This is a genomic window from Streptomyces mashuensis, from assembly GCF_014654785.1.
In the GTDB taxonomy this organism is placed as follows: domain Bacteria; phylum Actinomycetota; class Actinomycetes; order Streptomycetales; family Streptomycetaceae; genus Streptomyces; species Streptomyces mashuensis.
The window spans coordinates 84,383-109,476 of sequence record NZ_BNBD01000006.1 but is presented as its reverse complement, the minus strand read 5'-3'; the positions used below and the strand labels follow the sequence as shown (position 1 = coordinate 109,476).

At 72.4% G+C, this 25,094-nt stretch carries 18 protein-coding genes; 8 read left to right on the top strand and 10 right to left on the bottom strand.

Going from position 1 to position 25,094, the window contains the following annotated elements; translation table 11 throughout:
- Positions 1–7: 7 nt before the first annotated feature.
- The gene (locus tag IE305_RS16955; RefSeq protein WP_190130443.1) at positions 8–1,603 is read right to left on the bottom strand and encodes a purple acid phosphatase family protein; all 1,596 of its coding nucleotides are present in this window, start codon (positions 1,601–1,603) and stop codon (positions 8–10) included.
- 138 nt (positions 1,604–1,741) lie between these two features.
- Between IE305_RS16955 and IE305_RS16950 the strand changes: the two genes are divergently transcribed.
- The 4 genes from IE305_RS16950 (at position 1,742) to cimA (ending at position 7,481) form a co-directional block, all read left to right on the top strand.
- The gene (locus IE305_RS16950) at positions 1,742–2,791 is read left to right on the top strand and encodes a 3-isopropylmalate dehydrogenase (protein ID WP_190130442.1); all 1,050 of its coding nucleotides are present in this window, start codon (positions 1,742–1,744) and stop codon (positions 2,789–2,791) included.
- Positions 2,792–2,992: 201 nt separating this feature from the next.
- The gene (locus IE305_RS16945; protein WP_190130441.1) at positions 2,993–4,078 is read left to right on the top strand and encodes a branched-chain amino acid aminotransferase; all 1,086 of its coding nucleotides are present in this window, start codon (positions 2,993–2,995) and stop codon (positions 4,076–4,078) included.
- A 123-nt stretch (positions 4,079–4,201) separates the two neighbouring features.
- Positions 4,202–5,545, top strand: a complete 1,344-nt coding sequence (locus tag IE305_RS16940; protein ID WP_190130440.1) for an MFS transporter — start codon at positions 4,202–4,204, stop codon at positions 5,543–5,545.
- A 328-nt stretch (positions 5,546–5,873) separates the two neighbouring features.
- On the top strand, positions 5,874–7,481 hold the full coding sequence (cimA, locus tag IE305_RS16935) for a citramalate synthase (protein ID WP_190130693.1): 1,608 nt from the start codon (positions 5,874–5,876) through the stop codon (positions 7,479–7,481).
- Positions 7,482–7,496: 15 nt separating this feature from the next.
- Here the strand turns inward: cimA and IE305_RS16930 are convergent, their stop codons facing one another.
- On the bottom strand, positions 7,497–8,135 hold the full coding sequence (locus IE305_RS16930) for a TetR/AcrR family transcriptional regulator (protein WP_229891083.1): 639 nt from the start codon (positions 8,133–8,135) through the stop codon (positions 7,497–7,499).
- 130 nt (positions 8,136–8,265) lie between these two features.
- On the opposite strand from IE305_RS16930, the gene IE305_RS16925 reads away from it, so the two are divergent.
- The 4 genes from IE305_RS16925 (at position 8,266) to IE305_RS16910 (ending at position 14,468) form a co-directional block, all read left to right on the top strand.
- Positions 8,266–9,693 carry an FAD-dependent monooxygenase gene (locus IE305_RS16925; protein WP_190130438.1) on the top strand — a complete coding sequence of 476 codons (1,428 nt, stop codon included), beginning with the start codon at positions 8,266–8,268 and terminating at the stop codon, positions 9,691–9,693.
- A gap of 416 nt (positions 9,694–10,109) precedes the next feature.
- Positions 10,110–12,446 (top strand): polysaccharide lyase 8 family protein, encoded by a 2,337-nt coding sequence (locus tag IE305_RS16920; protein ID WP_190130692.1) that lies wholly within the window; start codon positions 10,110–10,112, stop codon positions 12,444–12,446.
- Between the two features lie 220 nt (positions 12,447–12,666).
- Positions 12,667–14,250 carry an acyl-CoA carboxylase subunit beta gene (locus IE305_RS16915; protein WP_190130437.1) on the top strand — a complete coding sequence of 528 codons (1,584 nt, stop codon included), beginning with the start codon at positions 12,667–12,669 and terminating at the stop codon, positions 14,248–14,250.
- A 23-nt stretch (positions 14,251–14,273) separates the two neighbouring features.
- Positions 14,274–14,468: an acyl-CoA carboxylase subunit epsilon gene (locus tag IE305_RS16910; protein WP_190130436.1), complete on the top strand. Its 195-nt coding sequence runs from the start codon at positions 14,274–14,276 to the stop codon at positions 14,466–14,468.
- Between the two features lie 90 nt (positions 14,469–14,558).
- Here IE305_RS16910 and IE305_RS16905 read toward each other — a convergent pair whose 3' ends face one another.
- The 8 genes from IE305_RS16905 to IE305_RS16870 all read right to left on the bottom strand — a co-directional run bounded on the left by IE305_RS16905 (position 14,559) and on the right by IE305_RS16870 (position 24,663).
- Entirely contained in the window at positions 14,559–15,140 is a 582-nt protein-coding gene (locus IE305_RS16905) for a GTP-binding protein (RefSeq protein ID WP_099201035.1), read from the bottom strand.
- Positions 15,121–15,648, bottom strand: coding sequence for a DUF742 domain-containing protein (locus tag IE305_RS16900; protein ID WP_190130435.1), 528 nt, complete (start codon positions 15,646–15,648; stop codon positions 15,121–15,123). Before IE305_RS16900 ends, IE305_RS16905 begins: the two co-directional genes overlap by 20 nt.
- An 84-nt stretch (positions 15,649–15,732) precedes the next feature.
- On the bottom strand, positions 15,733–16,146 hold the full coding sequence (locus IE305_RS16895) for a roadblock/LC7 domain-containing protein (RefSeq protein ID WP_190130691.1): 414 nt from the start codon (positions 16,144–16,146) through the stop codon (positions 15,733–15,735).
- A gap of 10 nt (positions 16,147–16,156) precedes the next feature.
- On the bottom strand, positions 16,157–19,255 hold the full coding sequence (locus IE305_RS16890; protein WP_190130434.1) for a sensor histidine kinase: 3,099 nt from the start codon (positions 19,253–19,255) through the stop codon (positions 16,157–16,159).
- Positions 19,256–19,572: 317 nt separating this feature from the next.
- Entirely contained in the window at positions 19,573–20,169 is a 597-nt protein-coding gene (locus IE305_RS16885; protein ID WP_190130433.1) for a GTP-binding protein, read from the bottom strand.
- Positions 20,150–20,563, bottom strand: coding sequence for a DUF742 domain-containing protein (locus IE305_RS16880; protein ID WP_190130432.1), 414 nt, complete (start codon positions 20,561–20,563; stop codon positions 20,150–20,152). The genes IE305_RS16885 and IE305_RS16880 overlap by 20 nt, the downstream gene beginning before the upstream one ends.
- A 101-nt stretch (positions 20,564–20,664) precedes the next feature.
- The gene (locus tag IE305_RS16875) at positions 20,665–21,078 is read right to left on the bottom strand and encodes a roadblock/LC7 domain-containing protein (protein WP_190063450.1); all 414 of its coding nucleotides are present in this window, start codon (positions 21,076–21,078) and stop codon (positions 20,665–20,667) included.
- A 9-nt stretch (positions 21,079–21,087) separates the two neighbouring features.
- Positions 21,088–24,663, bottom strand: coding sequence for a sensor histidine kinase (locus IE305_RS16870; RefSeq protein ID WP_190130431.1), 3,576 nt, complete (start codon positions 24,661–24,663; stop codon positions 21,088–21,090).
- Positions 24,664–25,094: the final 431 nt, after the last annotated feature.

Sequence of the window (25,094 nt, the reverse complement as noted above, 5' to 3'; positions counted from 1 at the left end):
CCCGCGCTCACCGCCCGCCGCGCACCACGTCGAAGCGGTCGATCCGGGCCCCGTTCTCGGCCAGCGCCGACACGCGCAGCCGGGGACGGGAGCCCGGCCGCACCTCGACCGCCAGGAACGAGTGCCCGGTGTAGCGCACCCGCGACCACTCCACCCGTTCCGCCGTCTTCTGCTTGCCCCGGCGCCAGAAGTACGAGGCCACGCTGTCGAGGTCGTGCACATGGCCCTCGTAGCTGTCGGGCACCGGGAAGGAGTACAGCGACTTCCCGGCGCCGCCCGCCGTGACGTACACGATGCCGTCGCGCACCGAGTCGGCCGTGCCGCCGACCGGCACCGCCCGGCCCACCCGGTTGCCGCGGACCGCGTCGGTGCGCTCGTAGACGTGGTTGTGGCCGTTGATCACCAGGTCCACGCCGTGCCGCTCGAAGAGCGGCACCCACGCGTCGCGCACACCGCCGTCGGAGGCGTGCGCGCCCGTGGTGGAGTAGGCGCAGTGGTGGAAGAAGACCACCACGAAGTCGACGTCCCGGTCCGCGCGCAGCTCCCGCAGCTTCCGGTCCAGCCAGGCGGTCTGCCGGCCGCCGCTGTGCCCGGCGTTGGCGGCGATCTCGTACGAGACGTCGTTGGCGTCCAGCGCCACCACGCCCACCGAGCCGTAGACGAAGGCGTACGTGCCCGGTGCCCGGCGCGGGTCGAAGCCGTTGGCCGGCAGCGACCAGCGGGCGCTCTGGCCGCCGTAGCCGTTGGGGGAGTACCACGCCTCCATGTCGTGGTTGCCGGTCGTCACCATCCACGGCACCCGCCCGGCCACCGTCTCGGTCTGGGCGAGGAACTGGTCCCAGACCCGGGCGTCGTAGACGTCGTCCGGCCGGCCCGCGCCGCTGTCGTCGGCGTAGCAGATGTCGCCGGCGTGCAGGTGGAACGCCGGGTCCTGGCCCAGGATCAGCTGGTCGTTGCCGAGCGCGTGGTAGCCCACGCCCTGGTCGCCGAAGGCGGTGAAGACGAACGGCCGGGGGCCGGCCGGCGCGGTGGTGAACGTGCCCACCGTGGTGATGCGGCGGGGGTCGGCGGGGTCGAAGCCGTCGTGGCCCACGCCGTAGTAGTACGTGGTGCCGGGTGCGAGGCCGTCCAGGGCCGCGTGCAGGTAGACCTGGTCCACGGCCGGCAGTTTCTTCGACAGGGGCGGCGTGTGCAGCGTCCGCACCTCGGCGCGGATCCGCTCGCCGAGGTCCCAGGGTCTGGCGCCGATGCGCACGAAGGGCCGGCGCACGGCGAACGGCACCTGCCAGGAGATGCGCATCTGCGTGCGCGCGTCGGCGCCGAAGGCCAGGTGCCGGCCGAAGGGGGCGACCAGGGAGCCGTCGACGGCGCCGGTCGCGGGGGTGGTGACCAGGGTGGGGGAGAGCGGGTGCGCCGCCGCGGGGGAGGACGCCGGGAGCGTCGCGCCCGTGACGGCCGCCGCTCCGGCGGTCGCCGCGCCGGCGCGCAACACCGCGCGCCGGGGCAGGCGCCGGGGGATCCGCGCCCGCAGGTACTCGTGCTGCTCGGCCATCGTCAGGCGGCCGGCGAGTTTCTCGGGGATGCCTACCCGTGGTGTGTCCATGCCGGGAACGTGCCAGCAACGGCACGGCGGGACACGCTCTTTACCCGAACGTGGCCTGTCCGGCCCCGTCCTGCCACCGTTTCGTCCACATGGTGGACGCTGCGTGTCATCCATCGGGATGGGGAGTACGGTCCCCGTATGTCGCGCAGCATCCGCCTCGCAGTGATCCCCGGTGACGGCATCGGCCCGGAGGTCGTCGCCGAGGGCCTCAAGGTCCTCTCCGCCGTGCTCCCTTCGGACGTCAAGCTGGAGACCCGGGAGTACGACCTCGGCGCCCGCCGCTGGCACGCCACCGGGGAGACGCTCCCCGACGCCGAACTCGCCGCCCTCGCGCAGCACGACGCGATCCTGCTCGGCGCGGTCGGCGACCCGTCCGTCCCCTCCGGCGTACTCGAGCGCGGGCTGCTGCTCAAGCTGCGGTTCGCCTTCGACCACTACGTCAACCTCCGCCCGGCGCGGCTCCACCCGCACGCCGCCACGCCGCTGGCCGGCCGGCCGGACATCGACTTCGTCGTCGTCCGCGAGGGCACCGAGGGTCCGTACACGGGCAACGGCGGCTCGCTGCGCACCGGCACCCCCCACGAGGTGGCCACCGAGGTCAGCGTCAACACGGCGCTGGGTGTGGAGCGCGTGGTGCGCGACGCGTACGAGCGGGCCCAGGCCCGGCCCCGCCGGAAGCTCACCCTGGTGCACAAGAACAACGTCCTGGTGCACGCCGGCCGGCTCTGGACGAGCATCTTCGAGCGGGTGGGCACGGAGTACCCCGAGGTCACCACCGACTACCTGCACGTCGACGCGGCCACGATCTTCCTGGTCACCGACCCCGGCCGGTTCGACGTCATCGTCACCGACAACCTCTTCGGCGACATCCTCACCGACCTCGCCGCGGCCGTCACCGGCGGCATCGGGCTCGCGGCCTCCGGCAACATCAACCCCACCGGCGCGTTCCCGTCGATGTTCGAGCCCGTCCACGGCTCGGCGCCCGACATCGCCGGCACCGGCACGGCGGACCCCACCGCCACCGTGCTCTCCGTCGCCCTGCTGCTGCGGCACCTCGGGTACGAGGCCGAGGCGGCCCGCGTCGAGGCGGCCGTCGCCGCCGACCTCGCCGAGCGCGACGGAGTACGCCGTTCCACCGCGGCCACCGGCGACGCGCTGGCAGTACGCGTAGCCACGGTCGGCGACTGACGGCGGCCCGCACACCCTGTGCGCGGCCGCCCCTCCGGAAACCGAAGGACCTGCGGCCGCGCACACACGTTTTCCGCGGACCCCCTCACGAGCGATAATCGGACGTGGGGCCGCGAATATGAGGCGAAGCTCGGACGTCCTCGAACAGAACGGGACGTCGGTGAGCGCGGTCCGCCACGACCGAGTGAAGGACACGCATTCATGACGACGCCCACGATCGAGCTCAAGCCCTCCTCGCACCCGCTCTCCGACGCGGAGCGCGAGAAGATCCTGGCCAACCCCGGATTCGGCCGCCACTTCACCGACCACATGGTCACCATCCGGTGGACCGAGGGCCGCGGCTGGCACGACGCCCAGCTCGTTCCGTACGCGCCCCTGTCGATCGACCCCGCCAACATGACGCTGCACTACGCGCAGACGATCTTCGAGGGCATGAAGGCGTACCGCCGCCCCGACGGCTCGGTCGCCACCTTCCGCCCGGAGGAGAACGCCCGCCGGCTCCAGGCGTCCGCGCGCCGCCTGGCCATGCCCGAGCTGCCGGTCGAGACCTTCATGGCCGCCTGCGACGCGCTGATCAAGCAGGACCGGGCCTGGGTGCCCTCCGGCGGCGAGGCCTCCCTCTACCTGCGGCCGTTCATGTTCGCCACCGAGGTCGGCCTGGGCGTCCGCCCCGCCAACGAGTACCTCTTCGTCGTCATCGCCTCCCCGGCCGGCGCCTACTTCCCCGGCGGCGTCAAGCCGGTCACCGTCTGGCTGTCCGAGGAGTACGTGCGCGCCTGCCCCGGCGGCACCGGCGCCGCCAAGGCCGGCGGCAACTACGCCGCCTCCCTCGTCGCCCAGGCGCAGGCCGCCGAGCACGGCTGCGACCAGGTGGTCTGGCTCGACGCCATCGAGCGCCGCTGGATCGAGGAGATGGGCGGCATGAACCTGTACTTCGTGTACGGGAACCGCATCGTCACGCCCGAGCTCACCGGCTCGCTGCTGCCCGGCATCACCCGCGCCTCGCTGCTGAGGATCGCCGCCGACCTGGGCTACGAGGTCTCCGAGGGCCGCATCTCCGTCGACGACTGGCGCGAGGGCTGCGCCGACGGCACCCTCACCGAGGTGTTCGCCTGCGGCACCGCCGCCGTCATCACGCCCGTCGGCGCGGTGAAGTCCACGCGCGCCGACTGGACGGTGGGCGACGGGCAGCCCGGCGAGGTCACGATGAAGCTGCGCGAGGCGCTGCTCGCCGTCCAGACGGGCGCCACGGAGGACGTCCACGGCTGGATGCACACGGTCTGCTGACCACCCGTCCGGCCACCCCTCCCGCCGGCCTCTCCCGCCAGGAACGCAACGCACGCAAGTACGCGCGATCGTTGCCGGCCGGGCCCTTGTCCGGATCCTTTCGGGCCGTCACCGTGATCGTTCATGGGACAGCACTGGAAGAAGATCTGGGTCGGCTCGGCCGGCAACATGGTCGAGTGGTTCGACTGGTTCGTCTACGCCAGCTTCGCCACGTACTTCGCGGGGGCCTTCTTCCCCGCGGGCAACGACACCGCCAAGCTCATGAACACCGCCGGCATCTTCGCCGTCGGCTTCTTCATGCGCCCGGTGGGCGGCTGGCTGCTGGGCCGCGTCGGTGACCGGCGCGGCCGCAAGGCGGCCCTCACCCTGACCGTCACCCTGATGTCGGCCTCCGCCGTACTGATCGCTGTGGCCCCCACCTACGCGGTCGCCGGCTACGGCGGCGCCGCGGTGCTGCTGGTGGCCCGGCTGCTCCAGGGCCTGTCGGTCGGCGGCGAGTACGCGGCCAGCGCCACGTACCTCACGGAGGCGTCCGCGCCCGGCCGCCGCGGCTTCGCCTCCAGCTTCCAGTACGTGTCCATGACGGCGGGCCAGCTCCTGGGGCTCGGCCTGCTCATCGTGCTCCAGCACACGCTGACCGGCGCCGAACTGCACAGCTGGGGCTGGCGCATCCCGTTCGTCGTCGGCGCGCTCGGCGCGGCCGTCGTCTTCTACCTGCGCCGCACGATGCTGGAGACGGAGGCGTACGAGGCCGTCGAGGGAGACGGCGGCGCCCCGGCGGAGGAGCGCGGCACGATCCGCGCGCTGCTGCGGCACAAGCGCGAGGCGCTGCTGGTCATCGCCCTGACGATGGGCGGCACGGTTGCGTACTACACGTACACCACCTACCTCACCAAGTACCTGTCGAACACCGCCGGCCTGCCCAAGCAGACGGCGACGCTGGTCAGCTTCTGCGCCCTGCTCGTCTTCGCCTGCCTCCAGCCGCTGGCCGGCGCCCTGTCGGACCGGATCGGCCGCCGCCCGCTGCTGATCACCTTCGCCGTCGGCTCCACCTTCCTGACCGTGCCGATCATGGCGATGCTGCGGCACGCCGGCTCGTTCTGGCCGGCCCTGGGGCTGTCGCTGCTGGCGCTGGTGGTCGTCACGGGCTACACCTCGATCAACGCCTGCGTGAAGGCGGAGCTGTTCCCGACGGGCGTGCGCTCGCTCGGCGTGGCCCTGCCGTACGCGATCGCCAACGCGCTCTTCGGCGGCACGGCCGAGTACGTGGCGCTGTGGTTCAAGAACGCCGGTATGGAGTCCGGCTTCTCCTGGTACGTGGCCGGGTGCGCCGCCGTGTCGCTGGTCGTCTACCTGTCGATGCGCGAGACGCGCGACACCGACCTCACGCGGGTGGGGGAGGGCCCACGGGCCGGTGCCACGGGGACGGACGCACCGGCCGCGACACCCGCGGCGCCCACATCCTGAGACGGTCCCCCGACGCGATGGACAGGCGTGCAAGACTGCCTCCGTGCCCTCGTTCGCCACGATTATCGGCAGCAGGCGCGCCGGTCCGCAGTGACCGCCCCGTACCACCCCGTACGGCGCGGCCACCGTGTCCCACGACCCGCGCGCAGACCTCTCGCACCCGCGAGGGGTCTTTTCGTTTCCCGGCCCACCTCGCCGGGGGCACCTTGCGCGCGGGACCATAGGGGGGACGGTGGAACCGGTCATTCCGGTAGACCGAGATCCCACAGGAGTCAGAAGAGCCATGTCAGCCACGTCAGTCCCGCAGGCCGCGCCGGCCCCCCTGGTCATGGCGGCCCCCACCGACGCCCCCGACGACGCCTTCCACGTCTTCGACACCACGCTGCGCGACGGCGCGCAGCGGGAGGGCATCAACCTCACCGTCGCGGACAAGCTGACGATCGCCCGGCACCTGGACGACTTCGGCGTCGGCTTCATCGAGGGCGGCTGGCCGGGCGCCAACCCCCGCGACACCGAGTTCTTCCGGCGCGCCCGGGAGGAGATCACCTTCCGGCACGCCCGGCTCGTCGCCTTCGGGGCCACCCGGAAACCGGGGGTGCGCGCCGCCGACGACCCGCAGGTACGGGCGCTGCTCGATGCGCAGGCCCCCGTCGTCACGCTGGTGGCCAAGTCCCACGACCGGCACGTGGAACTCGCCCTGCGCACCACGCTGGAGGAGAACCTCGCCATGGTGCGCGACACGGTCTCCTTCCTGCGGGAGAACGGCCGCCGCGTCTTCGTCGACTGCGAGCACTTCTTCGACGGCCACCGCGCCAACCGGGAGTACGCCACCCAGGTCGTACGCGCCGCCCACGAGGCCGGGGCCGACGTGGTGGTGCTGTGCGACACCAACGGCGGCATGCTCCCCGGCCAGGTCGAGGAGGTCGTGCGCGCCGTGCACGCCGACACCGGCGCCCGCCTGGGCATCCACGCCCAGGACGACACCGGCTGCGCGGTGGCCAACACCCTGGCCGCGGTCGACGGCGGCGCCACGCACGTGCAGTGCACCGCCAACGGCTACGGCGAGCGCGTGGGCAACGCCAACCTCTTCCCCGTGGTGGCGGCCCTGGAGCTCAAGTACGGCCGGCGCGTGCTGCCGGAGGGCCGGCTGGCGGAGATGACGCGGATCTCCCACGCCATCGCCGAGGTCGTCAACCTCACGCCGTCCACGCATCAGCCGTACGTGGGACTGTCCGCCTTCGCGCACAAGGCGGGGCTGCACGCCTCCGCCATCAAGGTCGACCCGGACCTCTACCAGCACATCGACCCCGAGCGGGTCGGCAACACCATGCGGATGCTGGTCTCCGACATGGCCGGCCGCGCCTCGATCGAGCTCAAGGGCAAGGAGCTGGGCGTCGACCTCGGCGGCGACCGGGAGCTGGTCGGCCGGGTCGTGGAGCGCGTCAAGGAACGCGAACTGCGCGGCTACACGTACGAGGCGGCCGACGCGTCGTTCGAACTGCTGCTGCGCGCCGAGATCGAAGGCCGGGCCCGACGCTACTACCGGGTGGAGTCGTGGCGGGCCATCGCCGAGGACCGCCCGGACGGCACCCACGCCAACGAGGCGACCGTGAAGCTGTGGGCCAAGGGCGAGCGGATCGTCGCCACGGCGGAGGGCAACGGCCCCGTCAACGCCCTGGACCGGGCGCTGCGCGTGGCGCTGGAGCGCATCTACCCGCAGCTGGCCGGCATCAAGCTCACCGACTACAAGGTCCGCATCCTGGAGGGCAACCTGGGCACGGGCTCGATCACACGGGTGCTGGTCTCGTCGAGCGACGAGACCGGCGAGTGGTCGACGGTCGGCGTCGGCGAGAACGTCATCGCGGCGTCGTGGCAGGCGCTGGACGACGCGTACGCGTACGGGCTGCGCCGGGCGGGCGTCGAACCGCAGGAGTAGCGGGCTCCCGGGGCGTCAGAGCCCCTGCCCGGCAAGGCCGTCGCCGAGCAGGTCGTAGGCGCGGTCGGCGTCGGCGTGCGCGGCGTGCAGGACGTCGTCGGTGATGCCGCCGCCGGTGAGGCGCTGCCAGTTGTCCCGCGCGAGGACGTGGTGGACGCCGATGACCTGGGCGGCGGCCAGCCGTGCCGTCGTGCCGTCGGCGTCCGCCGTCTCGACGAGGGCCTCGGCGAGCGCCCGTTCGTCCTCGACGGCGAAGTGGGTGAGGCGGGCGAGCAGGCTCGGGGTCCCGTAGAGCAGGTCGCGGAAGGCCAGCACCTTGGGGTGGTCGCACAGGCCGGTGATGGGGTCGTGCGCGTCGAGCCGGTCATGGAAGTGGGCGCGGAGGGCGCCGAGGGGCGACTGCGCACCGCTGCGGCCGCGCACGACGCGGGCCGCTTCGCCCTGGTGGTCGGCGATGCCGTGCAGGGCGAGGTCCTCCTTGGCGGGGAAGTAGCGGAACAGCGTCGGCTTCGACACCTCGGCGGCGCTCGCGATCTCGGCGACCGACACCTGGTCGAAGCCGCGCTGGAGGAAGAGCTCGACGGCGGTGGCCGAGAGCGTCTCGCGGGTGCGCTGCTTCTTGCGTTCGCGGAGTCCGGGTTCGTGGGCGTTCACACGGACGAGTGTACCCGATGGCACGTTACCGAGAATCTTTTTTAACCGGGTTGCATTTTCTGGGCCGGCTGTCGTTTGATGGAGGAGCGAACAGGCGAACGACCGCGTTGCGGAGATGGGGGAGCGGGACATGACGTCGGAAATGACCTCGGAAATGACCTCGGTACTGATCGTGGGAGCCGGGCCCACGGGGCTGACGCTGGCGTGCGTGCTGGCGCGCGAGGGCGTGCCCGTGCGGATCGTGGACAAGGCTCCGGCCTTCCACCGGGGCTCGCGGGGCAAGGGCCTCAACCAGCGCAGCCGCGAGATCTTCGAGGACCTGGGCGTGGGCGAGGAGGCCACGGCCTCGGGCATCGAGCACATCACGCTGCGCAAGTACCGCGGCGGGAAGATGATCAGCGACCACGTCAGCGCGGGCGACCGCGTGCCGACGGCCGACGCGCCCTACGCGAGCGGGCTGCTCCTCCCGCAGTGGCGGACCGAGGAGATCCTGCGCGGGCGCCTCGCCGCGCTGGGCGCCGAGGTCGAACTCGCCTCGGAGCTCACCGGTTTCACGCAGGACGAGGACGGTGTGACGGCCACGTTCGCCGACGGCCGCCAGGTGCGGGCCCGGTGGCTCGTGGCCTGCGACGGCGGGCGCAGCTTCGTGCGCAAGACCCTCGGCCTCGCCTTCGAGGGCAGCACGGAGACCGAGGAGTGCATGGTGATCGGCGACGTCCGCGCCGACGGACTCGACCCCGCGTACTGGCACCAGTGGTTCGACGAGGACGGCGCCATCATGCTCTGCCCGTTCCGCGACAGCGACCACTGGCAACTCCAGGCCGGCCCCGAACGGGACGCCGAGGGACGGCTCGTGCCGCCCTCCCCGGAGTCCTTCCAGCGCCTCTTCGACCGGCACGCGCGCATACCGGGCATCCGCCTGACGGACGTCCGCTGGATGTCGACCTACCGCATCAACGTCCGCATGGCCGACCGCTTCCGCGAGGGCCGCGTCTTCCTCGCCGGCGACGCGGCACACATCCACTCGCTGGCGGGCGGCATGGGAATGAACACCGGCATCCAGGACGCGTTCAACCTCGGCTGGAAGCTGGCCCTGGTCGCCCGCGGCACGGCGGGCGAGGCACTGCTCGACACGTACGAGGAGGAACGGCTCCCCGTCGCGGCCTGGACACTCCAGCTGACGGACGAACGCCTGCGGGCGGTCCGCGAAGGCGTACGCAAGGCGGGCGTCGGCACGGAGGCGGTGGTCACGGAGGACACGACCACGTTGGGCGTGGCCTACCCCTGGAGCTCCCTGTCCTGGGAGGGCCCGGACGCGGGCACCCGGGCAGGGGGAGTACGCCGCGGCGAGGGCGGAGCATGGTTCACCCTCCGGGGCCGACCGGGCCCGGCGCTGCGCGAAGTGGCGGAGCGGTGCGGTGAGTTGGTGCGAGTGGAGGAGGACGAGGAGGCGAAGGACCTGCTGCTGGTACGACCGGACCACCACGTGGCGATGCGGGTGAGCGAGGACAGGGCGGGGAAGGTGACGGCACGCGTGAGGAGCCTGCAGACGACCTGAGCCGCCGGCGTCGGAGCCCAGCCGGGCAACACCCACCCTCAACCCCGTGGCAGCACCCACCCTGCAGGCCGCGCGGGAATGCCACCCCGCTGGCGCCGCAGGCGGTGCGCACCACGCTGGCCCCGCGGGCGGCGTCCACCCCGTCGGCCCGTCGGGCGGTTCCCACCCTTCCCCGGGCTCTCGGACGGTGCCCACCCCCAGCCCCACCCCCACCCCTCGGGCGGTGCCCACCCACCCGCGCCCCTCTGGCGGTGCCCCACCCCTTCAAGCCCCTCCGGCGTTTGAGGAGCGGGGGTTCGGGGGCGGAGCCCCCGGGCGGGGGACGGGGCGGAGCCCCGGTTCGGGAAGGGGCGGGGTGGGGAAAGAGACCCCGCGTGGCCACCACCTGGACCCGGCGCACCTTCCTCACCGCAACGATGGGCGCCTTCGGCGCCACGGGCGCCGGCGGCGCCGCCTTCGCGGAGGGGGACGAGCCCCACACCGCCCTCCGCAATCGCTGGCGCACCCTCACCCTCGGCACCGGGTTCGACCCCGCCGCCGAGCCCTGCGCGGGGCGGCTGCGTCGCGTGGGGGAGCTCGCCCGGGCCCACCGGGCGGCGATGCGCCCCACGGCCGGCGGCCTCTGGCCCGACGTGCCGTTCGACCCGCCCGCCGGCATCACGCTCAGCCTCGGCCGGCTGCACACCATGGCGGAGGCGTACGCCCAGCCCGGCACGGGGCTGACGGGGGAGGCCGGGCTCGCCACCGACGTCCTCGCCGGGCTGGACCACGTCCACGACCGCGTCTACCACGCCGGCGCCACCCCCCACGGCAACTGGTGGGAGTGGCAGATCGGCAGCCCCCGCCTCCTCCTCGACGTGCTCACGCTCCTCCACGACGAGGCGGGAACCGCACGGCGGGGGCGGCTGCTCGCGGCCGTGGGGCACTTCGTGCCGGACTCCGCGCTCGGCGCGTACACCGGTACGAGCACCGGGGCGAACCGGGTCGACCTGTGCCGGGTCGCCGCGTTGCACGGCGTGCTCGGCGCGGTGCCGGCGCGGATCGCGCTGGCGCGGGACGCGTTGTCGCCGGTGTTCGCGTACGTGACGCGCGGGGACGGGCTGTACGCCGACGGGTCGTTCGTCCAGCACAGCTCCGTCGCGTACACCGGTACGTACGGGTGCGTGCTGCTCGACGGGCTGGCCCGGCTGTTCGCGTTGCTGCGCGGTTCGCCGTGGGAGGTCACCGACCCGGCGCGGCAGCACGTGTTCGACAGCGTCGAGCACGCCTACGCGCCGTTCCTGCACGACGGCCTGGTGATGGACTGCGTGTCCGGGCGGGCCGTGAGCCGTGGCGTGCAGAGCAACGACACCCTGGGGGTGGTGCAGAGCGACCACCAGCGGGGGCACGCGCTCATGGCGGCGATCACCCTGCTGGCGGAGGCGGCGAGCCCCGCCGAACGGGACCGCTGGCACGCGCTGGTGCGCGGCTGGGCCGCGCGGGACGAAACCGGGCCGGTCGCGGCCGACCCACAGTTCGGGGTGGCCGACCTGGCGCGGCTCATCGCCGTCACCGGCGGGCCCGGCCCCGTCGCCCAGGAGCCGGCCGGGCACCGGTTCTTCCCCGCCATGGACCGGGCCGTGCACCGCCGCCCCGGCTGGGCGGCGAGCCTCGCCATGGCGTCGGACCGCATCACGTACTACGAGAACGGCAACGGCGAGAACCCGCGCGGCTGGCACACCGGCGCCGGCATGGTCTCGTGGTGGCACCCCGGCGGCGGGGACCAGTACAGCGACGCCTTCTGGCCGACCGCCGACCCCTACAGGATGCCGGGGACCACCGTCTCCGCCACCCCGCTGGCCGACAACGAGGGCGGCGGCTGGGGCGCGCCGCGGCCGGACGTGCGGTGGGTCGGCGGCGTCACCGACGGCATGTACGCCGTGACCGGCCAGCACCTCAAGGGCCTGGGCTCCACGCTGGAGGCCCGCAAGGCGTGGTTCTGGCTCGACGACGGCGTCCTCTGCCTGGGCGCGGGGATCACCGCCGTCGACGGCACCGACGTGGACACCGTCGTCGACCACCGCAACCTCGGCGCGACCAGCGCGCACGGCACGCCCGCCCTCACCGTCGACGGCGAGAAGCAGCCCGCCCGCGACGGCTGGGCCGGCTCGTGGGAATCCGCCCGCTGGGCGCACCTGGCGGGGCACGGCGGCTGGGTGTTCCCCGGCGGCGCCCCCCTGGAGGCCCTGCGCGAGACCCGCACCGGGGCGTGGCGCGACATCAACGCCGGCGGCTCGCCCGCCCCCCTCACCCGGCGCCGGCTCACCCTCACCGTGCCCCACGGCACCGACCCCGACGGCGAGGCGTACGCGTACCTCCTGATGCCCGGCGCCCCGCGCGGTGCCGTCGCCGCGCGGGCCGCCGACCCCGGCTGGGCCACCGTCCTCGCCAACGACACCGGCCGGCAGGCCGTCCACGTGCCCTCGCTCGGCCTGACCGCCGCCGTCTTCTGGGCGCCCGGCACCGCCGGCCCGCTCACCGTGACCGCCCCCGCGGCCGTCCTCGTCCGCCGCACCGGCCGCACCGCCACCGTGCACCTCTCCGAACCCCCGCGCACCGGCGCGCCGGTCGACGTGACGTGGCACCGGCCCGTCGCCCGCGTCACCGACCGTGATCCTTCCGTGGCCGTGCTCGGCACCGGCCCCGTGCTCCGGCTGCGCATCGACCCGGGTACGCTCTGCGCGGCCCACCACTGCACCGTCGACCTGCGGTGACGTCCGCGGGGCCGGAGCAGGGGCTCACAGGGGTCAATCAGGGGGCACGACCGCCCCCGTCGGCCGCAATTGTGGGGTGCCCACAGCGTGGGACCCCTATGAGGCCGCTCCCACCTGCTAAGGGGGCGTGAAGTTCTGTGTCGCCTGCCCACGAAATCGAGCGGTTCGTTGTGTGGAACCGACATGATGTTCCGGGACCGGGGCCGCGTACCGTCGTTCCATGAGCAATCTCGAAGGTGCGCCCGTAGAGGCGAGTGACGTCCGTGGGCGCGTCGCCGAGCTGCACGCCATCCGCGAGCAGGTTCGGCGGGGTCCCAGCGAGCGGGCTACCCAGGCGCAGAAGGCCAAGGGGAAGCTGACGGCTCGGGAGCGTATTGATCTTCTGCTGGACGAGGGCTCTTTCACCGAGGTGGAGCCGCTGCGGCGGCACCGGGCGACCGGCTTCGGGCTCGAGGCCAAGCGCCCGTACACGGACGGTGTGATCACCGGGTGGGGGACGGTGCACGGACGGACGGTGTTCGTCTACGCGCACGACTTCCGGATCTTCGGTGGTGCGCTGGGCGAGGCCCACGCCACGAAGATCCACAAGATCATGGACATGGCCATCGCGGCGGGTGCTCCGCTGGTGTCGCTCAACGACGGTGCGGGTGCCCGTATCCAGGAGGGCGTGTCGGCGCTGGCCGGCTACGGCGGCATCTTCCAGCGCAACACCAAGGCCTCGGGCGTCATCCCGCAGATCAGCGTGATGCTCGGCCCCTGCGCCGGCGGCGCCGCGTACAGCCCGGCGCTGACGGACTTCGTGTTCATGGTCCGTGAGACCTCGCAGATGTTCATCACCGGCCCGGACGTGGTCCGCGCGGTCACTGGCGAGGAGATCACCCAGAACGGCCTCGGCGGCGCCGACGTGCACGCCGAGACCTCGGGCGTGGCGCACTTCGCGTACGACGACGAGGAGACCTGCCTGGAGGAGGTCCGCTACCTCCTGTCGCTCCTGCCGCAGAACAACCGCGAGAACCCCCCGCGGGTGGAGGCCTCCGACCCGGCCGACCGCCCCGGCGACGCGCTGCTCGACCTGGTCCCGGCCGACGGCAACCGGCCGTACGACATGCGCAAGGTCATCGAGGAGATCGTCGACGACGGCGAGTTCCTGGAGGTCCACGAGCGCTGGGCCACCAACATCATCTGCGCCCTGTCCCGGCTCGACGGGCAGGTCGTCGGCATCATCGCCAGCCAGCCCCAGCACCTGGCCGGCGTCCTGGACATCGAGGCCTCCGAGAAGGCGGCCCGGTTCATCCAGATGTGCGACGCCTTCAACATCCCCCTCGTCACCCTTCTGGACGTACCCGGCTTCCTGCCCGGCGTCGACCAGGAGCACGGTGGGATCATCCGGCACGGCGCGAAGATGCTGTACGCCTACTGCAACGCGACCGTGCCGCGGATCTCGGTGATCCTGCGCAAGGCCTACGGCGGCGCCTACATCGTCATGGACTCCCAGTCCATCGGCGCCGACCTCACCTTCGCCTGGCCCACCAACGAGATCGCCGTGATGGGCGCCGAGGGCGCCGCCAACGTGATCTTCCGCCGGCAGATCGCGGAGGCCGACGACCCCGAGGCGATGCGGTCCCGCATGGTCAAGGAGTACAAGGCCGAGCTCATGCACCCCTACTACGCGGCGGAGCGCGGCCTGATCGACGACGTCATCGACCCGGTCGAGACCCGCGCGGTGCTCATCCGGTCGTTGGCGATGCTCGCGCACAAGCACGCCGACCTCCCCGCCCGCAAGCACGGCAACCCGCCCCAGTGACCCGCCCACCAGTGGAGACCCCCATGAACGACACGCTCGTCCGCGTCGAGAAGGGCCACGCCGACGCCGAGGAACTCGCCGCCGTCACGGCCGTCCTGCTCGCCCGCGCCGCCGCCGGCACCGCCCCGGCCCCCGGCCGCCCGCGCCGCTCCACCGCCCCCTGGCGCCGCCTGGAGCGCACCGCCGGCTTCCGCGCGCCGCACAGCTGGCAGGGCTGACGCCCCCGGCCCCCGGGCCGGTACCGAACGAACGGAAAAGCCCCCGCACTCCCTCAGGAGCGCGGGGGCTTCCCCGTGTGTGCGTGGCGGTCAGCGGAGCCGGGCCATCAGGGCGTGCTCGACCAGCGTGATGAGGGCCGACTTGGCCTCGTTGCGGTGCCGGGCGTCGGTGGTGATGATCGGCGCGTCCGGGCCGATCTGCAGCGCCTCGCGGACCTCTTCCGGCGTGTACGGCTGGTGCCCGTCGAAGCCGTTGAGGGCGATGACGAAGGGCAGGCCGCTGTTCTCGAAGTAGTCGACGGCCGGGAAGCAGTCGGCCAGGCGGCGCGTGTCGACGAGCACGACGGCGCCGATCGCACCGCGCACCAGGTCGTCCCACATGAACCAGAAGCGGTCCTGGCCGGGCGTGCCGAACAGGTACAGGATCAGGTCCTGGTCCAGGGTGATACGGCCGAAGTCCATCGCCACGGTCGTCGTGGTCTTGTCCGGCGCGTGGGTGAGGTCGTCGATGCCCGCCGAGGCGGAGGTCATCACGGCTTCGGTGCGCAGCGGGTTGATCTCCGAGACCGCGCCGACGAACGTGGTCTTGCCCACGCCGAAGCCACCCGCCACCACGATCTTCGCGGAGGTGGTGGAGCGGGCTGCCTCGCCGCTAGAGGTTCCGAAGTCCACTGAGCACCCTTTCGAGCAGTGTCACGTCAGGCTGGCCGCCGGCGGCCGCGTCGCCGCCGGGTTGATGAATGGCGACGAGTCCGGCCTCCGCCAAGTCGGCGACGAGGATTCGGGCGACGCCGAGCGGGATGGAGAGGAGTGCCGAGATCTCCGCGACCGACTTGATCTCGACGCACAGATGGCAGATGCGCTGGTGTTCCGGCAACTGCCCCTGCAACTGGGACGGCTGGGCCGTGGTGTGCACCAGCGCCTCGATGGCGAGCTGGTACCGCGGCCGCGTCCGGCCGCCGGTCATCGCGTAGGGGCGGACCAGCGGGTTGTGCTTGGTGGTGCCTGCCGGTGAGGCGCCCGGGGCGCGCCGCTGCTGCTGCGCGTGGCCCGGCACGCCGGGGTACTGCTGCTCCGGCACGGCCCGGTGGCTCGGTGAGGAGGGAAAGGTGTAGCGGTTCAACGGGGGTTGAGCCTGCTGGTCGTTTCCATACGGGTAACCGCCTGGGGGCGTTGCCACGTCTCCTCCTCCGACTTGCCTGTCTCCTGCTGGTCGCGCCACCGCACCATAGGGGGCGGTGGCGCGAAACGCACTGTCCCTCGGTTAGTTGAGAAGGCTCCCCTGCAGTTCGGAGCGGAGCTCCGGCGTCAGCACGTTGCCGGCGCGGTCCACCAGGAGGGCCATCTCGTAGCCGACGAGGCCGATGTCGCACTCCGGGTGCGCCAGCACGGCCAGCGAGGAGCCGTCCGAGATGGACATGATGAAGAGGAAGCCGCGCTCCATCTCGACCACGGTCTGGTTGACCGTGCCGCCCTCGAAGATGCGGGACGCGCCCGCGGTCAGCGAGGTCAGGCCGGAGGCGACGGCCGCAAGCTGGTCGGCGCGGTCCCGCGGAAACCCTTCGGACATCGCCAGAAGGAGTCCGTCGGCGGAGACCACGACGGTGTGGGACACCCCGGGGGTGTTGTCCACGAAACTGGTGATCAACCAGTTCAGGTTCTGCGCCGCCTGGCTCATCGGGCTCACACTAACGCTCCTGATCATAGGTACCGCCGGGGCCGAAGCCCTGGTCGTGCTGCTGCTGGTCGTGCGCGGTGTTCGGGGCGGGCTCGGTCCCCGCGTTGCGGCCCTGCTGGATGCCGCGGCGCAGGTTCGCGAGCCTGCCGCGGACGTCCTCCGGTGCCCGGGAGATCTGGGGGCCGTCCTGCGGCGTCGTCGCCGCCTGGCCCTCCACCAGATTGGCCTTGGGAACCCGGCGGGGGAGTCCGGAGGCGGTGACGCCGCCGGCCTTCGGATCACGGAGCTGCCCGGCACGCTGCCAGCGCTCGTCGTTCGCCGACCGCCAGTCGGGGTCCCGCTCGGCGGGCCGCTGCCGGTCCTCCTGCCGGGACTGCTGCTCCGGTTCTGCGCCGTCCCTCCTGGCCTCCTCGCCTGACTCGGTGTGCTGCCACCGCTTGTCGCGGCGCGGCAGACCGGACCCGGTCAGCGAGTGGGGGCCGCTGGAGGCGGGGCCCGGACGGTCGAACTCTACGCGGTCCGGCTGGGCCGTGTCAGCGGTCGGCCGGGATTCCGGTTCCGCTGCGTAACCCTGCCCGTACGCCTGCTGGTACGTACCTGTATCGGTCCACTCGCCCTGCGGGCCAGGGGCGTTGGGCTCGCCGTACGGCTGCCCGCCGAAGTCCTGCGCGGGGTACTGCTGGTGCGCCGGCTGTTCCGGCTGCGGCTCGTACGCGGGCTGCGCGGGCTGCGTGGCGTACGCGTCATAGCCCTGCTGCCCGCCCTGCTGCTGCCCGAACGGGTCCTGCACCGGGGCCTGCTGGGTCTGCTGGGCCGGGGCCTGCTCCTCGACCTCGTCGCGGAACAGCGGGCGGTCGCCGCCGGCGGACCGGTCGCCCAGCGCCGCGCGGCGCTCCTCGCGGAGCAGCGAACGGCCGACGGAGTCCAGTGCGGAGCCGTCCTGCGGCCGCTGCTCGTAGCGCGAGTCGTCGAAGCCCAGCTCGGCCGCGGTCTTCAGGCCGCCGCCCTGCGCGGGCTGCGGCTGCTCCGGCACCACCCGGGAGACGGTGAAGTCGTCCTCGACGAGATCGTCGCCGCCACCACCGTGGGTGATGGCGTCCGGCAGCATCACCAGCGAGGTGGTGCCGGCCTGCTCGCCCGAGGGGCGCAGCTGGACCCGGATGCCGTGGCGTGCCGCCAGGCGGCCGACCACGAACAGGCCCATGCGCTGGGCGATCGCCACGTCCACGGTCGGCGGGTTGGCCAGCCGGTGGTTGATGTCGGCGAAGTCCTCGGCGGTCAGGCCGATGCCCTTGTCGTGGATCTCGACCATGACGCGGCCGTCGGGCAGACGCGTCGCGGTGACCCGGACCTTGGTGTGCGGGGAGGAGAACGTGGTGGCGTTCTCCAGCAGCTCGGCGAGCAGGTGCACGAGGTCGGTCACGGCCCGGCCGTGGATCTCGGCCTCGGGCAGGCCGCTGAGCTCGATGCGCTCGTACGCCTCCACCTCCGAGGAGGCGGCGCGGAGCACGTCCACCAGCGGGATCGGCTGGTCCCAGCGGCGGCCGGGCTCCTCGCCCGCGAGGATGAGGAGGTTCTCGCCGTTGCGCCGCATACGGGTGGCCAGGTGGTCCAGGCGGAAGAGGTTCTCCAGCTGGTCCGGGTCGGCCTCGTTGTTCTCCAGGTCGGTGATGAGGGTCAGCTGGCCCTCGATCAGCGCCTGGTTGCGGCGGGACAGGTTGGTGAAGATCGCGTTGACGTTGCCCCGCAGGCCCGCCTGCTCGGCGGCCAGCCGCACCGCCTCGCGGTGCACCTGGTCGAAGGCGCGGGCGACCTCGCCGATCTCGTCCCTGGTGGTGATCGGGATCGGCTCGACCCGGGTGTCCACGCGACCGGGGTCGGTGCGGGAGAGCTGGTCGACCAGGGCCGGCAGGCGCTGCTGGGCCACCTCGGCGGCCGCGGCCCGCAGCCGGCGCATGCTGCGGCTCATGGAGCGCGCCATCTTCCCGGCCACGAGGAACGCCAGCGTCAGGGCGAGGACCATGACCGACGAGTTGACGATGGCGGACTGCTGCGCGTCCGAGGCGACCTTCTCGGCCTCGTCCACGGCCTTGTCGGCCAGGTGCTCCTCGACGGAGCGGTACGCACCGAACTTGCCGGTGGACGTCGCCAGCCAGGTCTCGTCGGTCACCCCGCGCGCCTTGAGCTGGGCGGTGGTGGCGCCGGACATGATGGCGGCGGCCATCTTGTCCTGCTCGGCGACCTGCGCGTCGGCGGACAGCGCGTTGTTGAGGCGCTTGATGTCGTCCTCGGTACCGCCGGCCTCGTACTCGCCGCGGGCGACGTACTCCAGGAAGTTGTAGGAGGAGAACGCGGTCAGCAGCGTCTCGCGGTCCTTGGCGGTGCCCGGCTTGATGAGCAGGTGCACACCGATGGAGCGCTGCAGCGACTCGGCGGCCTTGGCCAGCGACACGGCGTAGACCATGCGGCCGTACGAGGTGACGTTGCCCGTGCCCAGGCCCAGCTCGTTGGTGAACGCCATGAGCGGACGCTGGATCGCGCCGTAGCCGTCCTCGGTCTTCGCGCCCTCCAGGGCGGAGGTGTACGCGGCCTGGCGCAGCTTGGGCAGCGTCGGCTCGGCGTCGCGCACGGCCTTCAGACGACGCTCCAGGGAGGGCGTCCTCGGCATCTTCTTGACGGCCTGGTCGAAGTCCTCGCGGGCGGCGTCCGTGGCCGACCGGGTCTTCTGGACGACCGGGTCGTCGTGCCGGTTCTCCAGCAGCGGCTTGGCCGTGAGGTCGCGCTCGTCGATGACGGCGTGCGCGTACACCACCGCGGCCCGCACCACGCGCGCCGTGTTGGCGGCGTTCTGCGCCTCGTCCCAGGTGTCGACGGTCTCCTTGATGTGGACGCCACCGACGACCAGGGCCACGATCACCGGGATCAGGAGGATCGCGTTCAGTCTGACGGGCACGCGCCAGTTGCGGGGCGAGAATCTGCCGCCGCGGCCGGGATCGGGGGCGGGGGGTTCGGGCATGTCGGAAGGCGGCGCCGCTGTGCGCGACGGCGGGGTGAAGTTACCCCGCGCATCCCGCGCCTGCTGCGCGGCGCCCGTCTTTCTTCGCCTCACTCGACCAACAACCTCTCGGCGTCGGCACCTGTTGCTGTGCCGTTTATCTGCTGAGCCCGTCACTGCTCAGTCCGGGAATTCCAGCACGGCGGACAGGCGCATTCCAAACAACGGACAGAGCCCCTGAAGGCCGCGATTTGCCCGACCTAAAACGGGCATTAAGGCCAGGCCGCGTCAAAAGCCCGGGGCGGTGTGTGCACAGAGAAATCGGCCGGACGCGCCCAGTGGTCGCGTCCGGCCGATTCTCTGTCGAAACGTTATGAACACCCGAAGTGCTTCGTGGTCAATCCCACATCTTACGCACCGTCATGACGGCGCTATTTCAGCCGGGCCATCAGGGCGTGTTCCACCAGCGTGATGAGGGTGGACTTGGCCTCGTTGCGGTGCCGGGCGTCGGTGGTGATGATCGGCGCGTCCGGGCCGATCTGCAGCGCCTCCCGCACCTCCTCCGGGCCGTAGGGCTGCTGCCCGTTGAACCCGTTGAGGGCGATGACGAAGGGCAGGCCGCTGTTCTCGAAGTAGTCGACGGCCGGGAAGCAGTCGGCCAGACGCCGGGTGTCGACGAGCACCACGGCGCCGATCGCGCCGCGCACCAGGTCGTCCCACATGAACCAGAAGCGGTCCTGGCCGGGCGTGCCGAACAGGTAGAGGATCAGGTCGTCATCGAGCGTGATGCGGCCGAAATCCATCGCCACGGTCGTCGTGGTCTTGTCCTGGACGTGGCTCAGATCGTCGATGCCCGCGGACGCGGACGTCATCACGGCCTCGGTGCGCAGCGGACTGATCTCCGAGACCGCGCCGACGAACGTGGTCTTGCCGACGCCGAAGCCGCCGGCCACGACGATCTTCGCGGAGGTCGTGGCACGGCCGGCGGCCGCGCCGCCGTAGCCTCCGCTAGAGCTTCCGAAGTCCACTGAGAACCCTTTCGAGCAGTGTCACATCCGGCGTCCCGCCGGCCTCGGTGCCGCCGCCCGGCTGGTGGATCGCCACCATGCCGGCCTCCGCCAGGTCGGCCACGAGGATCCGGGCCACACCCAGCGGCATGTTCAGCAGCGCCGAGACCTCGGCCACCGACTTCACCTCTTGGCACAGGTGACAGATCCGCTGGTGCTCGGGGAGCAGCCCGGCCAGGACGGCCGGATCGGCCGTCGAGCTGACCAGCGCCTCGATGGCGAGCTGGTAGCGCGGCCGGGTCCGGCCCCCCGTCATGGCGTAGGGGCGGACGAGCGGCTGGTCACCTTCATCACTCCCGTACGACGCATGGTGGTGTGCGGCGCCGTACGGGCCGGGCGAGGCGGGCGGGGTCATGGATCCTCCGGACGGGACAGCAGGATGGCAATGATGCCGTCGAGCGGGGGCCGCTGGGGGGCTTTCGGCCGTACGGTCGAACGGGACGGTTGTGGCGGCGGTCAGTTCAGCAGGCTGCCCTGGAGCTCGGCGCGCAGGTCGGGCGTGAGGACGTTGCCCGCGCGGTCGACGAGCAGCGCCATCTCGTAGCCGACGAGGCCGATGTCGCACTCCGGGTGCGCCAGCACGGCCAGCGACGAGCCGTCCGAGATGGACATGATGAACAGGAACCCACGCTCCATCTCGACCACGGTCTGGTTGACCGTGCCCCCCTCGAAGATGCGCGAGGCGCCGGCCGTCAGCGACGTCAGCCCGGAGGCCACCGCCGCCAGCTGGTCGGCACGGTCGCGGGGAAACCCTTCGGACATCGCCAGAAGAAGTCCGTCGGCGGACACCACGACGGTGTGGGACACCCCGGGGGTGTTGTCCACGAAGTTGGTGATCAACCAGTTCAGATTCTGCGCCGCCTGGCTCATCGGACTCAACTAACGCTCCTGCTGGTAAGTGGGGCCAACATTGTGACTGCCGGTGGTCGAGCCGTTGCCGGCCTGACGTCCTTGCTGAATGCCCCGGCGAAGATTGGTCAGGCGGCCGCGCACGTCGTCGGGCGCGCGCGAGACCTGCGGACCGGACGGGAGGGACTGCTGCTGCGCGGTCCCCTCCACCAGGTTGGCGCGCGGCACGCGCCGCGGCAGACCGGACGAGGTGGTGCCGCCGGCGGCCGGCTCGCGGACCTGCTCGGCACGGCGCCAGCGCTCGTCGTTGGGCGTCTCGCGCCACGGCGCCTCGCGGTCGGCGGGCTGCACCTCGGCCCGGTCCGGCGCCGGGGCGGGCGCCTGCGGCTCGGGCCGCGCGGAACCGTCCGGCTGCTGCGGCACGCTGCCGGCGTCGGCGGCACCGCGGAACCAGTGCGACTCCAGCTCCTCGAAGAGCGGGGTCCGGCCACCGGCGCCCTCGGCCTGCGGCTGCGCGGGCAGCTCGTACTGGCCCGTCTGCTGCGCCGGCTCGGCGTGCTGCTGCTGAACCTGCGCGAACTGGCCCGTGGCGGACGGGTCGGTGGGCAGCGCGTACTGGCCGGTGCTGCCGGCCGGCGCGTCGCCGTGCTGCGGGCGCTCGTACTCGCCGCTGGTCGAGCCGGGGGCGTCGGCCGCGGCGGGGCTCGCGAACCGACCGGTCGTGCCGGACAGGTCGGCGGGCACCGCGTACTGGCCGGTCGTGGCCGGGTCGGCGGGCAGCTCGTACTGGCCGGTCTGCTGGGACGGCTCGGGGTGCTGCGGCGCCTGCTGCCGGGACTGCTGCTGGGACTGCTGCGGCTGCGCGAACCGGCCCGTGGTGGACGACTGCGGCTCGCCCGCGGCGTTCAGCGCCGGGAACTCCGCGGTGTCGCCGGGGCCGCCGCCGGCCTGCGCGGCGTTGCCGGGCACGGCGAACTGTCCGGTGGCGGACGGGCCCGAGGCGTCCGGCCGCACCGGCGGGAACTGGGCCGTGTCGCCCGGACCGCCGGCCAGCGGGGCCTTGGCGGGCGCGGCGTCGACGTCCTCGTGGCCGCGCGGGGTGTCCTGCTCCGGGCGGGCGGAGCCGCCGGAGGCCATCGGCCAGTCGTCGTCGCGCTTCTTGGGCTTGCGGCGCGGCGTGAGGCCGGCCAGCCCCTGGCCGGGCGCGCCACCGGGCGCACCGGCACCGGCGCCGGGACCGCCGGCGGGGCGGTCGGAGCCCCAGCTCGGCGTGGCGGCGCGGGCGGACGGCTGCGGGCCGCCGGCGGGCGGCATGGCGCCGGGGCCGCTCTGGCCACCGCGCGGCGCGGTGTCGAAGAGGCTGCCCGTGGCGGCACCGCCGGAGGGCGCGGCGCCGGCACCGGCGCCACGGACGGGCAGGCCGCCGTCGGTCGTCGGGGGACGCTGGCCGGCCACCGGGCGCGGAGCCGCGCCCGGGCCCTGCCGGCGCTGCTGGCCGGGGCCGCCGGCCGGGGCGCCGGGGGCCGTGCCGGGCGCACCGCCCGGAGCGGGCTTCTTGCCGCCCTGGGCGACGTCGACGGGCAGCATGACCAGCGCGGTCGTGCCGCCGGAGTCGGACGGGCGGAGCTGGATGCGGATGCCGTGTCGCAGGGACAGGCGGCCGACCACGAACAGGCCCATGCGGCGGGAGACGGAGACGTCCACCGTCGGCGGGGCGGCCAGGCGCTCGTTGATCGCCGCGAGGTCCTCGGGCGACAGGCCGATGCCGGTGTCGTGGATCTCGACGAGCACACGGCCGTCGGGCAGGGCGTGACCGGTGACCTTGACCTTGGTCTGCGGGGAGGAGAACGAGGTGGCGTTCTCCAGCAGCTCGGCGAGGAGGTGCACGAGGTCGTTGACGACGCGGCCGGCGACCTCGGTCGGCGGCACGCCGCTGAGCTCGATGCGCTCGTACTGCTCCACCTCGGACGCGGCGGCGCGGAGCACGTCGACGAGCGGGACCGGGCGGGTCCACCGTCGGCCGGGCTCCTCACCCGCGAGGACGAGGAGGTTCTCACCGTTCCGGCGCATACGGGTGGCGAGGTGGTCGAGCTTGAAGAGCGAGGACAGCTGGTCGGGGTCGGCCTCGCGGGACTCGAGCTCGGAGATCAGGGACAGCTGACGCTGGATGAGGCCCTGGCTGCGGCGCGAGAGGTTGGTGAACATCGCGTTGACGTTGCCCCGGAGGAGGGCCTGCTCGGCGGCGAGGCGGACCGCCTCGCGGTGCACGTCGTCGAAGGCCGCGGCCACCTTGCCGATCTCGTCGCGGCTGTGCACACCGACGGACTCCACGGACGTGTCGACGTCCTGCGGGTCGCTTTCGGAGAGCTGCTTGACGAGCTCGGGCAGACGTTCCTGGGCGACCTTCTGCGCGGTGTCCTGGAGGCGGCGCAGCGAGCGCACCATGGACCGGGCCACGACGAAGGCGCCGACGAGCGAGATGCCGAGGACGAGGATGATGAGCGCACCGTTGAGGATCGCGTCCTGCTGGGCGTCGTCACGCAGCTCGAGCGCCTTCTGCTCCATCTGGGAGAGCAGGGTCTGCTCGATCTTCGACATCTCGTTGATCTTGATGGTGTCGAGGTCGAACCAGTCGAGGTAGGTCGTCTTCTCGCCCTTGAGGGCGTCGGACCCGAAGGCGCGCTCGGCGAAGGTGTTCGCCGTGGTGATGTCCGGCATGCCGCCGTTGAGCGACTTCAGCAGCTCGGCGGAGTCGCCGGCGCGGATGGCGGTGAAGCGGCGCAGCGCCTCTTCCTCGTTGTCCAGCGCGGCCTTGCCGTACTGGTGGTCGTTCTCGGAGAGGTGCGCGCCCTTGGTGTTGGCCAGACCCGCACTGATCACGGCGCGCTGGATGGAGGCGTACTCCTTGGCGGAGGAGAACGTCGCCAGCGCGCGCGTCGCGGTGATCATGTCGCTGTTGCTGGTGGCCTGGGCCATGTCCTGCGACAGCGAGAGCAGCGAGTTGATGAGCTCGCCGTACTGGTTGACCGTCCGCGAGACGAATTCCTCGTCCTTGTACGGCTGCTTGCGGATCTCCTTGAGCTTGTCCAGCTGCTTGGTGATGTCCACGAGCGTGGTCTGGACGCCGACCATCGTCGGGTCGTCCGGCTTGACCTTCGCGGTGGTGTCGCGGAACGCCTGGGCGGCGCGGTCGGACTTCTGCCGCGAGGCGTTGATCTGGTCGTCCACCCGCCTGGAGATGGTCGGGCCGGCGGTCCGGTCCCGCTCCTCCTGAAGGGCGTTGGCCAGCAGCGTGGCCTTGCCCGTCATCTCGGTGAGGAGCTTCATGTGGTCGAGCTGGTCGACCTTGCCGAGCGAGTCGTCGATGCGCAGGGCACCCAGCGAGGTCGCGGCGACGACCGGGAGGGCGAGCAGCGACACCAGACGCGTCGAAATGCGCCAGTTGCGCAGGGCTATTCGTGAGCCCGGCCCGCCGGGACCCTTCGCCTTCGGCCGTTCGGCGGGTTCCCCGCCGTTCGGTACGTCGGCGGGCGTGCCGCGGTCGGTCGCACCGCGCGGCTCCGGCTCCGCCGCAGCGCTGCCATCCCTCTTGAAACGTCCCTGCACTAGCGTCGCAACCTCTGGACCAGGCGTCCCGCCGCGAGCGGAGGGACGGTGTCGAGTCGTGGGGGGACCGCGGTGCCCCCCTGGCGGTCCCGGGAATTCCAGCACAGGGCCGGATCTCGCAACAAGGCCGGTGCCCGGGCCCGGCGGAGCGGTGACGCAATGTGGCCGGATCGATGACAGGGCGTAGAGATATCGGTGTTGTTTGTCCGGTTGATCCGTATCGGTACATGGGCCGACCGGGGCAGGTGCGGCGTGTCCCAGTCGCCATGATCAGGAGCGGAACGGGTGATTCAGCACCGCAATGTCCGTTTCGGCCCCCGGAATCGGGCGCCCGGTATGCCGTAATTATCACTTCACTGGTGAGCAAACTCACAGCAAAAGCGTGACTCGTCCACCGAGCGCCGGGGGAAAGGCGCGCCTAGCCTTGTTCT